This window comes from Paraburkholderia sp. A1BS-2L (genome assembly GCF_051125205.1).
Classification (GTDB): domain Bacteria; phylum Pseudomonadota; class Gammaproteobacteria; order Burkholderiales; family Burkholderiaceae; genus Paraburkholderia.
In genome coordinates this window covers 1,048,346-1,062,950 of record NZ_CP120429.1, presented here as the reverse complement: position 1 = coordinate 1,062,950, position 14,605 = coordinate 1,048,346, and the positions used below count along the sequence as shown (strand labels likewise).

Sequence of the window (14,605 nt, the reverse complement as noted above, 5' to 3'; positions counted from 1 at the left end):
GAAGCGACCGGGCGCGGCTTTGCCGGGCTCGGTGACGCGCTTGACAAGCGCGACCGCCGACGGCGATCACGCGTCCGGCGGAACGCCCAGCAATTGCAGCGTGCCCTGCATGACGCCCGAGAACACGGGCCCCGCCACCGTGCCGCCGTAAAACGAGCCGCCTGCGGGATCGTCGATCATCACCGCGACGACCACGCGCGGCGCGCTCATCGGCGCCATGCCGACGAACAGCGCGCGATAGCGGTTCTTCGCATAACCCGCGCCGACCTGCTTGCGCGCGGTGCCGGTCTTGCCGCCGATCCGGTAGCCCTCGACATTGGCCGCGCGGCCGGTGCCGCCTTCGCTCGTGGCCATTTCCAGCATCTTGCGCATCGACGCCGCCGTGGCGGGCGTCGTCACGGCGCGCGGCGCGGCGCCCGGCGAGCCAGGCTCGCCGCCCAGCAGCTTCGCGGGGTACATCGTGCCGTCGCCGGCAAACGCGGTGTAGACCTGCGCGATCTGCAGGAGCGAAGTCGAGAGGCCGTAGCCGTAAGCCATGGTCGCCTGCTCGATCGGCCGCCAGCGCGCCCAGGGCCGCACGCGGCCCGCGGCGGCGCCGGGGAACGTCACCTCGGGCCGCATGCCGAGGCCGTAGTCCTGATACTTGCTCCAGATGGTCTGCGCGGGCAGGTTCAGCGCCATCTTCGCGAGCGCGATGTTGCTCGACATCTGGATCGCTTGCGCCACCGTGATGCGGCCATGGTTCGAGGTGTCGTGAATCACGGCCGGACCGATGCGATACGTGCCAGGCGTTGTGTCGATGATCGTATTGGCGTTGACCTTGTGCAGATCCATCGAAAGCGCCGCGACGAGCGGCTTGATGGTCGAGCCCGGCTCGAATGTGTCGATCACTGCGCGGTTGCGCAACTGGCGCCCCGTGAGGCGCGCGCGATTGTTGGGATCGAACGACGGCCAGTTGGCGAGCGCGAGAATCTCGCCGTTCTGCGCGTCGAGCACCACGACGCTGCCGGCTTCCGCGTGATGCTTCGCAACGGCCGCCTTCAACTGCGCATAGGCGAGCTGCTGGATGCGGCGGTCGACGGTGAGCTGCACCGTGTCGCCGTTTTTCGGCAGCACGCGCTCGCTCGGCTCCGAAACCACGCGGCCGAGCCGGTCGCGGATCACCTCGCGCTGGCCGGGCGTGCCGCGCAGGCGCGCGTTGGCCGCGAGCTCGACGCCTTCCTGGCCCTGGTCCTCAATGTCGGTGAAACCTACCACGTGCGCCGCCGATTCGCCCTCGGGATAGAAGCGCTTCGAGTCGGCAATCAGCGTGATGCCGCCGGTGGCCATTTCGTCGATATGAGCGGCGGTCTCGGCGTCGACCTGGCGCTTGAGCAGCACGAACGAGCGCTCGTGCGGCAGGCGCCGGCGCAGTTCGGCGAGCGGCATGTCGAGCAGCTTCGCGAGCGGCGCGTAGGCGGCTTCATCAAGCAGCTTGGGATTGGCCCAGATCTCGAAGGTTTCGAGGCTCACGGCGAGCAGCGCGCCGTGGCGGTCGACGATGCGCCCGCGCATGGCGTCGAGCTCGAGCGTGCGCTGATAGCGCTTTTGCCCCTGCTTCACATAGAAGTCGTGGTTGACGATCTGAACCCAGAGCGCGCGGCCGGCAAGCGCGGCGAAGGCCGCGAACAGCACGAACACGATGAACTTCGAGCGCCACGCGGGCAGCTTCGGCGAGAGCATCGGATGGCGGGTCGCCGTGGCGTGCGGGTCGCGCGGCGGTTTCCTGGAGCGGATCATCGGGGCGGGGCGGGGATTTAGCGATGTATTATTGTAATATCTATGTAATTGAATTGAAATTTTCGCGGCCTTTTGCTGCCGTGAAGCGGTAGGAGGATGAGCGGGCGCAGGGAAATGGGGGATAGGTCGGCGGTGCGGAAGGGGGCTCGGCCATACTCTGGCGTCGGAAATAGCCTGCCTTTTGTTTCCCTGGTGGTCGATGCCGTGGTTGCACGGTTGAATCGGCTGCAATCGCGACCTGAGAAAAATGGCCCTCTCGCGCGGGCCATGCCGCACCGGATATGCTCGAAAAACTCCTTCAGTACTACGAGCAGGAACTCGGCCTGCTGGGCGACCTGCTTGACGATTTTGGCCGCAAGTATCCCAAGGCCGCCGAGCGGTTGAGCATTTCCGGTGGCCACTCCGAAGACGCACACGTGCAACGCCTCATGCAGGCGTTCTCGCTGCTCGCCGCGCACGCCCGCGTGAAACTGGACGATGGAGCGCCGAAGTTTTCGGAGGCCCTGCTGGACGTGCTGCATCCGCATTACCTGCACCCCTTTCCCGCCAGTTCAATCGTATGTATCGAGTTGAACGAGCCACCCTCTGCACCGCTCGTTATCAAGCGCGGAACGCTGCTCACAAGTCTCGACGACACGTTGCGCTTTCGGACGGTGTACGACATAACGGCTGCGCCTATCAGGATTGCCGACGTGCGCGTGTCGTCCAGTATGGTTGCGCCGGGCCGCGCCGGCCTGCCGCCAGACACCACCCTGATCGTGTCGATCACGTTCGAGCCGACAGGCACGGCGGCGCTTTCCGTCGCCATGCCGGCTGTGATGCGCGTTTATTTGGCGGGGCAGCCACAGACCGTGGCGGCGTTGGCGGACACGATGCTCTTGCGTACGCGCCAGGCCTTTGTCGAAGCGGACAGTGCCGGACACTGGACGTCGCTTGAACGAATTCCGTTGACGGCAGCCGGCTTTGCGCAAAACGACGCGTTGCTACCCAACGAGAGCCCATCCGGATCATTCGTTCGCCCGCTGCTCGAATACATGGCTTTCCCGCAAAAATTCGATTTCATCGACTTTGATGCCGCCGCGCTGCTAAGGGCTGCTCGGACGCACGAGGCGAAGCGGATCACATTGCATCTCGCCGTCGCGCTGCATCCCGACAGTCGGGCAGCGAGTGCACTTGCCGATCTTTCTCCACACAACTTTCGGCTGTTCTGCGCGCCAGTCGTCAACCTGTTCGAGCGGGCCGATGTGAAGGCGCGACGCGGCGGGCTCATTCTCGACTATCCGGTGGTGCCGTCATCGGATCCCGAGATCCAGGAAACTTACGCGATACGCTGCGTTCGTGACGCTGCCGACAAGAGCGTGATTCCACACTACAACGCGCTTTCTCATGCAACAGCGACGGCTCGCGCAGCCGGGCGCTACTGGCTGCGGCGGCACGACGAATATCGGGCTCGCCATCATCCGGGGTACGAAACATCGTTGATCCTGCTGCGGGAAAACGGACAGACGGCGGAGCAGTGGCCTGAGCAAATCGAGATCGACGTGACGTGCACCAATCGCGATTTTCCCGCGCGGATGGAAATTGGTGGCCCGCCTGGAGATCTGCGCGATGAAAAGGGGGCGGCGGGGAGTCGGATCACGTTGCTGCTGCAGCCCTCACACACATTCCGTCCCGTGAACGAGGAGGACGCGCGCATGCGCATCGTTGCGCTGACGCCGCCTAATCCGACTCAATTGGGCACTGAAGGGTGGAAGGAGTTCAGACGATTGCTTCGGCAGTGCGCGCCGTCAGGAGCGCAGGTGCAGCATGTCGATACGGTGTCGTTCGTACGCAAGAAATGGATTCAGCGAATGTTCCCGGGCAGGCCGAATGCGTCAATCATGTCCGGGTTGGAAATTACCCTGTCGCTTGATGAACAGGCATTTTCCGGGCACAGCATGGTGGCTTTTATTGGCGTTTTGGACCGTTATTTCGCGCGTTACGTGCCGGAGAATAGTTTTACGCAGCTTGTTGTGTTGTCCAAGATGAACGGATCGGAGATACGGCGCTGTCCATTTCGTGCGGGACGTTCGCAGTTGATATGAGGCGGTCAGATCAGGCTTGATATCAGGTGGCAGCCGCAGGTTGCCCGGTGGCCGTGGCGGGCGATCGGAATGCCACCGTCAGTCATTGACGGGTCGCCTTCTTCGATTAACGTTTGGTGATACGTCTGGATGTTGGGGGCAGGAGACGCGGTCGCCTTTGCGCGCGACGTGGCGTCCTTCGAAGCGCATGGTTGGCGAGCCGGTTTCTACTTTGCCGCCGTGGGTGGTTTTGTCGTTGATGCGGATTAGGTTGGTCATTAGATGGCACGTTAACGTGGTTCAGACGCGCTTGCATTCGGCTCAACGAGCGCAAGCGCATGCAAAAATAATAGCGAAGCGCTTCCGGCCGCGAGATGGGACTACCAATTTCTATAAAAATTGAGTCGCGCCACACAGGCGTTGTGCTCCTCGCTTAACTTGGAAGCAGTCATTTTGCAATTCAAATCGACATATTTCTTCCAATTCTGATCTGATCTTTCAGAATATTGGTTTACTAACCTTGAAATTACCTTGCTAGTGTCTCCATGCTCGTAAAGATCGGCCATAATTGCTAGCGATCTTCTATAGTCACCCATTCCGACCGATGAACCGATGTAGAGAATTTCCTTCGTTCTAGCCTCCGTTACTGAAGTCAGGCATGTCCATTTATCAACGCCAGCCTCTTCTCCGGGGCTAGTGGCATCATATGCGGCTTGGCAATAGTTCTCTTTATAGGCAACCCATGATCGTTGAGCTGCGACGAAATTCTGCTTATCCGTTCCAGTCAACTTGCTTAACAGATCCTTGTAGCGCCCGTTTAGATTGTTGTCGGCTGATTGGAAATTTTCATGCGCACAATTTTCAATTTCTGAATTGGTATTGCCATTGCAAATTTCCTTGGAGAAGACAGTGTGGGATACAGAAATAATTGCCAATAAAGTAAGAATCTTTGTCATTTTTATCTCCAGCAATCACAATTCATGCCTTTCTCGAATAGCAGGGCTTCCTCTTCCCGCCTTTTGATAAGACATCTCTGGCTTGCGGGTCCCAGAGTACCTTCATGGCACGTAACTGAAAGGGAACTCCAGATAAATTATTCTCGTCGATTGCCATTCGGATTTCTCTCATTTGAGCTCGTGTCTTTTGGTGTGGTTGGTCCTGTAAGCTGGGTCCCCGATTCACAATCAAGCTAAGCAATGCTCCTTGACAATGTGGGTGTAGTCGCGTGACGCCGGGAAATGCGTCCACTGTGTATTGCGCATAACGTCGCTTCATTCGTTTTGCCAATTCTAGGGCGTTTGGGTTGGATATTTTTATATCGGATAAGGACGAAATAAGTATCCGTGCACGATCTCCGTGCTTTCCAATTGCAACAAGCAATCTTGAAATTTGCTCTGGTGATACCAATCCATTTAGATCGGCGGAGGCTTGCGCAGCGATTTGTTGCCCTAAATCATAACCGTATCCAATCGTCACGCCGCTGGACTGATCGCTGCTATTTCCTGGGACGTAAGGGGTTTCGCCATATCCCTCGGCCCTCAAGATAAGGGCAAAAGCTTCCTTCGATGAGTAGAAGATTCCCTCAGTAGTTTGGAAATCCAAAACGTCTGTCTGCCATTCCTCCGTACAGGTTGCGACAAAATTCCCCACCACCCCCACCGGATGAAAATGCCACGGCGCTGGCTCCTTCGGAAATCCCTCGACGGAAGTCACCTGCTCCCACCACTGCAGTTTCCCGATCCGCTCTATCTCGGACTGCCACAGCCACAGCAGATTCTTCATCAGCGGCGACATCTCTTCCCACTTGCCCATCCCGCCGCCCCATTCGGTTTCCGAGCGCACCACCAGATGCGTGATCGCCTCGGCCATCCACGGGGTTTCCCGCGCCTGCTGCAACTCGTACGCCGTCACCTTGCCGTCGTGGTTCGCATCGATCGCCTTCTCCAGCTTGACGATCAGATATAAGTCAAAAACGGCATTATGTGTGATTCTGATATGTTTTCCTCGCCATAAGCTCATGCAGTATATTTCTACTGCGTACTTATTCGGTGATAGGCTTCCTTTGTGATTGTATGGTATGCGCTTTCGCGTATAGAGGCGTCGTTGCTGCAAACGAGATTGGCGACCCTTCTGCTACCTTTGTAAATTGCAACTCCAGCAGAGAATGCCGGGCCGCCATCGGTTTTTATGGTTTTATCGTAAAGATAATACGTATAATTTGATCTTGAAAATCGAATGTGAGCCTCGCCGCCGCCGGAATAGAATGTATTGGAGAAATAAAAAACCCGTCCATTGCTCCCACCCTTATCTGATTTTTTTAAATTTATTTCCCCGTTGATTCCGTTTCGATATGCCAAAATACCATTGCCATTGGCTTGGCACAGTGATGAAATAGATTTTAGCAATTCGCAGTTAAAAATTACCGTTTCACCTGCCTCGCACAATCCTTCTGCGTGAGCGCCCGTCATCACACCGAGTCCAGGTGCCAGCGTGACACTTATTCTAACAATGCTCATTAATCACTCCGCTGCCAAACCCAACAAAGGGGCAACTGCATTGTATCGGGCAAGCCGATCTGCGTAGCCAGTTTGCCCACCATTTACGATTTGTATTACATCAGAAACAGTCCCAGTATCCGAAACTGAATTTAGATTAACTTTCGACAAAAACACAAAGGCGGATTCAACAGCATACTCAGATTGAGTCGCTAACAGGTTTGGGTTGTTAATGAAATCCTGTTGATCTTCAGGGGATCTTCGATTATATTCGTCTTGAAACGACTGATAACCGGCCTTACCCGTAACTTGTATAAGACCACGTCCGCGATATTTATAACCATCACCACTGCCCTCACTCCCATTCCCCATCCGATTTGCATGCGCATAGTTTGCAAGGTGTTCGGGGTTATGCGCGTAGTTATGCTCTTCACTCCAAAGCTTGTCTCGCAATCGAGCGCAAAAATAACAATGAAGCGCGCCGGGCCTCTAGATGGGACTGCCAATTTCTATATGGCTGGGTTGCAATGATTAGGCAACTATGCAGGTATAAAATATTTACTTCATTGGCCATAGTATCGCGTAGCGCCGTAAAATAAATCATCATCCTGCGTTTTTATCAGAACAATTTTCCCTTTCTTTTTCCACAGCCACGAACACTGGCCAAGTCCCACGTCGGAGCATGCTTGCATCTCAGGGCGCGCTATGCATCGCTGGTCTTCTGGAGTACACGGTAAAGCATTGACGCTATGGTATGGGTTCCATCCATTCTTTAGCATGATCTCACGAACCTTGCTATACGGCGTCTCCATTTTTATTAACGGAATATTCAATGTGTTGGCGTCGGACTCTGCAAGTACACAAGAAGAAATAACAAGCGAGAGAGCGAGAAGGTAGCATTTAAAAATCAAGCCGGACTTCATGTTTATCTCCTGATTTTGTCAATTTCATTGAGAATTTCTCTCAACTTTCCTGTGGATGCGTCATTGTTCGTGTTGGCCACGCCTTGATAGTATGACATGTGGCCGTTCGATATTCTGCCATCTTGAATTGGGCGACCTTGCGGGGCTGAGATGGAAGCCCATTCCTGAGCAGCCGCATACTGGGCGTCGTCTATGGTTCCCCGCCCATTCTCTACAAAGGCGGACAATGCACCACCCCCAGCCTTTTTGAAGAGATAGTCTCTGAAAAAGCGCTCCTGCATCTCGGCATCGTATTTTTCATTGCCCGTTAGTCCCAGAGCTAACTTTCCAATTCTAAGTGTGTATAAGGTTGTTTGATATTTTCCGGTTGCGAACATTCGGTTTGGATTGGTGCCAGATAGTGGATCTGTTGCCAGGATTTCATCAATTGCTTTTGACGTAACTGTTCCCGATGGGGGGCTCATATATGAATGGCCAACACGCCCGCCTGGAACGTTCTTGGTTCCCGTGTTATATGATTCGTATGTTCCCTCACCACCCGAAATAGCATCGCCTATTTTTTTTGATGAATTCGTCGAGGTTGTCTGTAGCAAAACTGAAATTCCCCACCACCCCCACCGGATGAAAATGCCACGGCGCTGGCTCCTTCGGAAATCCCTCGATGGAGGTCACCTGCTCCCACCACTGCAGTTTCCCGATCCGCTCTATCTCGGACTGCCACAGCCACAGCAGATTCTTCATCAGCGGCGACATCTCTTCCCATTTGCCCATCCCGCCGCCCCATTCGGTTTCCGAGCGCACCACCAGATGCGTGATCGCTTCGGCCATCCACGGGGTTTCCCGCGCCTGCTGCAACTCGTATGCCGTCACCTTGCCGTCGTGGTTCGCATCGATCGCTTTCTCCAATTTGACGATCAGATCGCCAGCATTCACCTTCAGCGCGCTCGGCTCGAACGCCGTCTTGTCCTCGTCGGCCAGATACTGGTCCGTGACATGGAGGTGCCGTTTGAACAGGTCGACCGGTCTGAAGCTGATGTTGTCGACGAGTTCGAACCCCGGCCAGTCCCACTGGCCACACAGGCGCGCGAGCGGATGATGTGCCTCGCACACCCAGCCTTGCAGGGTTGAGCCATCCTTCGTCCCGATCGTGATGTTCCACCAGTGCAGCCCCTTGTCGTCGACGGCGACATTACCTGCGCCCAGCCGGTCCAGATCGGTGCGCCGGAATACGTCGCGGAAGTCCGCGCCCGGGCCTTTCGCATTGGAGATATTCAGCGGGAAATCCGACCATCCCTTTACGACACCGGTTGCCGTTGTGTTCGCGAGTTGGGCTTCCACCCACACCGGGGAACCGGCGTTCGTCAGCGTCGGGGTTGGGCGCTGGCCACGGTGTCCTCCACGTGCGGGCATCGTCACCGTCTTCGGCTGGACCCTGACCCAGCGCGAACCCGCCGCCTTGCCCACCGGCACGAGCTTCAGGCCACCTGCGCTCTGGGGCAGCGTCCGGTCCGGCCCGGGGATCTCCATGACGAGTCGCGCACCGGGCGAAATCTCCAGAAACGTCTTCACCGCCGGCAACGCTTTTGCGCGTGCGCGGCTCTTTTCGATGAACGCCGGCAATTCCGGGCCCGCGAATACCTCGAGATGCAGCAGCGGCCGGGTCGGCTTCGGGGGCAGCAGCTTCGCTTCCGTGTAACGCACGTAGTGGCCCATCTGGCCCACCACGTCGCCGGCCTTCACGGGATACGGCTGTTTCAGCACCACCACCGTATCGAGTGGTTTCGGATCGAGAACCGCATCGAGTTCCTTCGCATACACCCAGCTCCACCGTGCATGCTCCGATACCCGCTGGCCGGCAATCGGGGCGACCGGCTCGCCGCTTCTGAGCGCCTTGATCCTTCGCCAGCCGGGATGTCTCGGGTCCGATTCGGACAGCAGGAGTTCAGCGCCACGGGGCAGGATGCCGATGATTCTGCCATTCGCCAGGTCGCGAATGTGGATGCCCTTCACGGGCGCGGGGGGCGGCGTGTTGTCAACCGGCTGGACTACGGGCGGCTGGGGTGGAACGACGAAATCCGCATCGATGAATTCGCCAAGCAGGTCCCGGTTCGCGATGTCCACCGGCACGGGCTGCGGCGGCTTTGGCTTCGGCAGCGTTTGCATGTCGTTCGACCTGTCGCCCACGCGGTAGTAGCGCTCGCCTTCCCAGAACGGCATCGGCTCCAGGTGCGGTGTGGCCGGATCAGGTTGTTTCTTCGCGGCCTGATAGCTGTTCCAGTCCATCAGGTGCATGTACAGGCTGAAGAACGTCAGCGTTTCGTCCGACGCGGGCTTGCCCGTGGCACCAGACGCCGGCGGCAGCGGCAGCCTGTGACGGATCAGCACAAAGCCCGTCGAGTAGAGTGCCTTGCGATTGTCGCGCCAGATCTGTTCGGAATACTTACTGTCTAGCCGGTAGGCCACGATCTCGCCGTCGGCGATGGCGCGCACGCCTTCATCCTGCTTGAGCATCGCGGCGGTGTTGCGGTCGAAGTGCACGCCGCCGTGCCATATTCCGCTGACGCCAAGCGGATAGAAACCGTCCTCGGCCTTCGCCAGCGCCTTCATGTACGTCAACGGGTCGGTGGCGCCACCATTGCCGGACGGCGTGAATGGAAAGGCCCAGTTCAGCGGGGTATAGGCGGATGCTGGCGATGCAGCTGGTCGGGCAGGAAGGGCGGGCGTGTTCATGGATTCCCGGATCAGTGGTTGTTTCGGGTGTGCGTACCGGCAGCAAGGGGAATGTCTTGTGTCTTATCCCGAGTACAGCGAGCCATGCGCGCCATCCACCGAAACCGACGTCGACTGCAGCGGATTGCGAATCGTGGCGCTCGCGCCGTCTGGTTTGTTCCAGGTTCCGCACTTCTCAAGAATCTCTCCGGTTGTTACGTTCTCGATCAATCCCGCTCTGATGCGAATGTACGAACCACCTGCGCCCAGCCAGACTTCCTTTGCGGCGGTGATGACCACCCGCCCGTTCGAACTCTCGATCGTCACGTCTTCCAGGCCCGCCATATCCACCGGGCCGCTTTGCGCTTGAATACTGATCGGCCCCTTCGCCGCGATCATCTTGATGCCCAGGTTCTGTGCGAACAGGCTGATCTTGTCCATGACGCTTGCCAGCAGCGATCTCCCTGCGGCGACGTTGACGTTATTTCCCGCAACGACGTTCGCGTGCCGACGCGCGGCCATGTGCACCGATTGCTGAGTGGACACCGCAATACCTTCCGGGCTCGAAAGCAGCATCACCGGCTTCGCGAAGCCGTTTGCATTGCCCGTGCCTCCGCCCGCCGTGCGTCCGCCGGTTGAAGTTGTGCCAGCAACCATGTGCTGAGTCGCATCGGTGAATGCCTTGAGCGCATCGTGGCCGTCTTGCAGGTTTTCGGCATGATTGGTTTCGCTCGCCTTCGAGACGGTGTCGAACACCGCTTCCGCGCTCGCAAGCTGCTCGGTTGCCGCCGTCACGTTCATGGGCTGCGCGCTGGCGGGCTGCGTCGAGACATACAGTCCCTGTTCCGCGCGCACGGCGCCACAGGCGCTCGACTTCAGGTCGAAGCCACGACCGAGAAACGCCCCGCGCGTGTTGTCGGTCTGCTCGATGAGGTAGCCCAGGTGGAGGTGGGAGCTGTAGCTGGTCGTGTATAGGTGGACGCGATTCTGGCCGCTGGCGTCGTCCATCACCATCTGGTTGTAGCCATCTCCGCCGTATTCGCGGGAGCGGAAACCGGAGAGCAGGCCATGTGTATTCCACACCGGCATGGTCTCGCCGCCGTGCAGTCGCGAGATATGATCACGGGCATGTCGCAATCCCCGTTCACGAAGCCGACGAGCACCTGATCTCCGTTGCGCAATGGAAAGTAGCCGCCACGCTTTGCGCCCGCGTCCGGCATCGCGGCGCGAATCCACGCCGATGCTCGGTTGTTGCGATCCTTGCGGCTGTAAGTCATCCACACTTTTACGCGGTTGCCGTCGTCGGTGGATATTTCTTCGTTCTCCGCGGTGGCGACGATACCGGTCTGGAGGTGCATTTCCGGCTTGCTGTGTTCGAATGGGCTGCGGAACGGCGCGCGGCGGCGCTGCGCGTCGATTTCGACCTGAATGAAGCCTGCGCTGCCGTCCGGGTGACGCACGCTCGCGCCGCCCTTTGCATTCTTCGCCTGTTCGACTTCGGCGCGCAGGCTCTTCGGAAAGCGCGCGAGCGTGTCCATGCCTGGTACGTTGTTCTGGATCAGCCAGTCGCTGGCGATGATCGCCAGTTCCCGATCGTGTTCGGGCAGTTTGTCGAAGTCCGGATGGCCAGTCAGCGTGAACCAGTAACCGGGCAACGCATAGCGCGGACTGCCGACGCCGAAATAGCGTTTCGCGCGCGACGCCCATTCTTCGATGCGGATGTGCGCCTGCTGCTCGCCCAGGTCGCGTTCCCCCCAGCTTTGCGACCCTGTGTAGAGATAGTCTTCTCCTTGTCCCGGCAGCTCGTCCGTGTCCAGTGCGGATGCGCTGACCTGCTTGCTCAGGTCCGGCCGCTTGTAGTCGGCCGTGGCTGTCGTGAGCGTGGCGCATTGCGCTTCCTGCTGCTCGCTCAGTTGAGTCAATCCGTCGAACTCCTCATCGGTGCCGGCGCGACTGAATTTCATCGTCTGTTGCGGCAAGGGCGGGGCGAAGTACAGGTCGTCCGAGAGGGTCACTTTGTGCGACTTGCCGTCCTTCGCGAAGTCGAAGCGTGCAAACACTCCGGCTTCTTCCATGCCGCGGTGAACGAAATTCCAGTCGGTTTCCCACTGCACGCGGTTCGAATACGAGCGCATGGGCGTGCGCAGGTCGAATGAGTAATTTCCGCGCGCCTGGGGGTGCTTATGGAACACGTCAGACAGCACTTGCTGGCCAGAGACTTCCTGCCAGTCGCGCCGGTCGCTGGCGAGCTTGAGGAAACTCAGCCACGAGGAAAATTGCAGCTGGAAGTACGTGATGCCGCCATCGCTGCCAATTCTGCGGGCACGCTGGACATAGCCGTGGATTGGCAGATAGCTGCCGTTGGTCTGCCGGATCCAGAGCGTGACGGGCCGAAGCATTAGCGCACTGAGTTCGATCCTGGTGTTGTGGGCCGAAGCCGCGTCGACGATCACCTCGAAATTGCGTCCGAGCCGGGCATTGATCTTGACGTACAGGGGTACGAGCCAGTCTTCGCCGAGTGGCGTGTCGAGTCTGGCGAGACGGCCACGTTGCGCGTATCCGGTGCGCAACACCTTGTCCAGCGCCTGGGCAGTCATGGGTTACCTCGTCTGTCCGTGGTACGCGCATTTGGCCGTCGCAAGCCCGCGACGGCTGGAATGGCGGGTTCTATTTCAGGGGAAGACGAGAAGTTAACCGGGAAGCCTGTTCCCGGAATTGACGTGGCGCAGTCAATACGTACTGCAGAAGCTTTGATCCGGTCTTGCAAAGCCCATCGAAGGCCATGCTGCCGGCGCTGGTTGGATCCTCAGGCGCGCTCGTGCAGTCCCTCCGCCGGCAACCTGAAACTCGCAATCGACTCGCGCAGCCCCGTCACCTGATCCTTGAGCGAATGCGCCGCCGCCGCGGCTTGCTCGACCAGCGCCGCATTCTGCTGCGTCACCTGATCCATTTCACCCACGGCGCGGTTCACCTGCTCGATGCCCGCGCTCTGCTCGCGCGACGCGTGGCTGATCTCCTCGAGGATTTCGTGCACGCGCCGTACCGACTGCACGATCTCGTTCATCGTCGAGCCCGCGCTGGTCACGAGGTGCTGCCCTTCGGCCACCGTGCCCGTCGATTTTTCGATCAGCGCCTTGATCTCCTTGGCTGCCGCCGCCGAACGCTGCGCGAGGCTGCGCACCTCCGCCGCGACCACCGCGAAGCCGCGTCCCTGTTCGCCCGCGCGCGCGGCTTCCACCGCCGCATTCAACGCCAGGATGTTGGTTTGAAAAGCAATCCCGTCGATCACGCCGATGATGTCGCCAATCTGCTGCGAGCTCGTGGTGATGTCGCCCATCGTGCGCACCACGTCGCCGACGACGGCGTTGCCGCGCGTGGCGACTTCGGCCGCCTGGCTCGCGAGCGTGGCGGCGTGCTGCGCGCTGTCCGCGTTCTGGCGCACGTTGGTGGTCATCTGGTCCATGCTCGATGCGGTTTGCACGAGCGCCGCGGCCTGCTCCTCGGTGCGCTGCGAGAGATCGGTGTTGCCGGCGGCAATTTCGTTGGCGCCCACGTTGATGTTTTCCGCGCCGCTGCGCACGCGCGAAACGGTTTGCACGAGCGCGCCCTGCATGGTTGCGAGCGCACGCATCAGGCTTTTCGCGTTGGCGCCTTGAACCTGAATGTGCGAGGTGAGATCGCCATGAGCGATGCGGTTGGCCGTCTCGACGGCGATTTCGAGTTCGCCGCCGATGCTGCTGCGAACGCTGCGCACCACCAACACCATCACGACCGTGGCGGCCGCGCCGAGCACGAAGGTCGCGAGCAGCCAGCGCACGAGGTTCGTGTAGAACGCGGTGCGCACGTCGTCCATGTACATGCCGGTGACGATCACCCAGTCCCACGGCGCGAAGCGGTAGGCGTAGCTCAGCTTCGGCACGGGCTCGGTCTGGCCGGGCTTGGACCACAGATAGTCGACGAAGCCGCCGCCAGGTTGACTCGCGGTCTGTGAAAGCTCGACGAAAAGGTGCTTGCCCGAGGGGTCGCTGAAGTCGGTGAGCTTCTTGCCGTTGAGCTCGGGCTTGATGGGATGCATCAGCATCACCGACTGGGAGTTGTTGATGCTCAGATAGCCGTCCGTCCCGTAGCGGACGGCAGCGAGCGCGGCCAGCGCCTGCTTTTGCGCATCGGCTTCAGTGAGGGCGTGCTGCTGCGACAGCGTGTAGTAGTGCTTGGCGATGCTGGTGGCTTCCTGCACGAGCGTGACGAGCTGTGCGCGCCGTTCGCGGATCATGCCGTCGCGGCTTTGCCACGCGCCGAAGGCAACGATGAGGAGCAAGCCGATCCAGAGGATCGCGATCATCGAGCGGAGTTTCTGGTTGAGGGTCATCTTCTGATTGGTCGGTCCAGGGCTGCGTTGGGGCGGCGATTGCTGCAAAGGGAGGGCCTCGCCAGCCTGTGATAACGGCGCGCGCACGCGAGCGCACGAGTCAGGATGAACCCTGTGTGCGGCGGCCGTTGGCGCAAAAATGCGCGGAAAGCGCCCTTTAAAACCACAAATTTCACTGGAATTACATGATTTGCCACTTTCTGCTGTGGTTGAAAGCGGATACGAATCATTTCCGTTATAGTCGCGGCTTTGGCCCCATGCCGCCGC

The 14,605-nt window shown here is 59.1% G+C and carries 10 protein-coding genes and 3 pseudogenes; 1 reads left to right on the top strand and 12 read right to left on the bottom strand.

Features of this window, described 5'->3' with window-relative positions; translation table 11 throughout:
• Positions 1-66: 66 nt before the first annotated feature.
• Complete coding sequence (locus P5W98_RS19540; protein WP_421026425.1) at positions 67-1,779, bottom strand: peptidoglycan D,D-transpeptidase FtsI family protein; 1,713 nt, start codon at positions 1,777-1,779, stop codon at positions 67-69.
• Between the two features lie 281 nt (positions 1,780-2,060).
• On the opposite strand from P5W98_RS19540, the gene tssF reads away from it, so the two are divergent.
• Positions 2,061-3,863: a type VI secretion system baseplate subunit TssF gene (gene tssF, locus P5W98_RS19535; protein WP_421026426.1), complete on the top strand. Its 1,803-nt coding sequence runs from the start codon at positions 2,061-2,063 to the stop codon at positions 3,861-3,863.
• A gap of 5 nt (positions 3,864-3,868) precedes the next feature.
• Here the strand turns inward: tssF and P5W98_RS19530 are convergent.
• The 11 genes and pseudogenes from P5W98_RS19530 to P5W98_RS19480 all read right to left on the bottom strand — a co-directional run bounded on the left by P5W98_RS19530 (position 3,869) and on the right by P5W98_RS19480 (position 14,338).
• A pseudogene (locus P5W98_RS19530) lies at positions 3,869-4,121 on the bottom strand (PAAR domain-containing protein).
• 101 nt (positions 4,122-4,222) lie between these two features.
• On the bottom strand, positions 4,223-4,798 hold the full coding sequence (locus tag P5W98_RS19525; RefSeq protein ID WP_421026427.1) for a lysozyme inhibitor LprI family protein: 576 nt from the start codon (positions 4,796-4,798) through the stop codon (positions 4,223-4,225).
• Between the two features lie 22 nt (positions 4,799-4,820).
• Positions 4,821-5,492: a pesticin C-terminus-like muramidase gene (locus P5W98_RS19520; protein WP_421042736.1), complete on the bottom strand. Its 672-nt coding sequence runs from the start codon at positions 5,490-5,492 to the stop codon at positions 4,821-4,823.
• Positions 5,478-5,801, bottom strand: a pseudogene (locus P5W98_RS19515) (lytic transglycosylase domain-containing protein); the annotation flags it as partial. The pseudogene P5W98_RS19515 and the gene P5W98_RS19520, both read right to left, overlap by 15 nt.
• A 71-nt stretch (positions 5,802-5,872) precedes the next feature.
• Positions 5,873-6,358 carry a hypothetical protein gene (locus tag P5W98_RS19510; RefSeq protein WP_421026428.1) on the bottom strand — a complete coding sequence of 162 codons (486 nt, stop codon included), beginning with the start codon at positions 6,356-6,358 and terminating at the stop codon, positions 5,873-5,875.
• 3 nt (positions 6,359-6,361) lie between these two features.
• On the bottom strand, positions 6,362-6,790 hold the full coding sequence (locus P5W98_RS19505) for a glycoside hydrolase family 19 protein (RefSeq protein ID WP_421026429.1): 429 nt from the start codon (positions 6,788-6,790) through the stop codon (positions 6,362-6,364).
• Between the two features lie 110 nt (positions 6,791-6,900).
• The gene (locus tag P5W98_RS19500; protein WP_421026430.1) at positions 6,901-7,260 is read right to left on the bottom strand and encodes a hypothetical protein; all 360 of its coding nucleotides are present in this window, start codon (positions 7,258-7,260) and stop codon (positions 6,901-6,903) included.
• 2 nt (positions 7,261-7,262) lie between these two features.
• Positions 7,263-7,724, bottom strand: a complete 462-nt coding sequence (locus P5W98_RS19495; protein ID WP_421026431.1) for a hypothetical protein — start codon at positions 7,722-7,724, stop codon at positions 7,263-7,265.
• A gap of 67 nt (positions 7,725-7,791) precedes the next feature.
• Entirely contained in the window at positions 7,792-9,990 is a 2,199-nt protein-coding gene (locus P5W98_RS19490; RefSeq protein ID WP_421026432.1) for a hypothetical protein, read from the bottom strand.
• Positions 9,991-10,053: 63 nt separating this feature from the next.
• Positions 10,054-12,566, bottom strand: a pseudogene (locus tag P5W98_RS19485) (type VI secretion system Vgr family protein).
• A gap of 209 nt (positions 12,567-12,775) precedes the next feature.
• Positions 12,776-14,338, bottom strand: a complete 1,563-nt coding sequence (locus tag P5W98_RS19480; protein WP_421026433.1) for a methyl-accepting chemotaxis protein — start codon at positions 14,336-14,338, stop codon at positions 12,776-12,778.
• Positions 14,339-14,605: the final 267 nt, after the last annotated feature.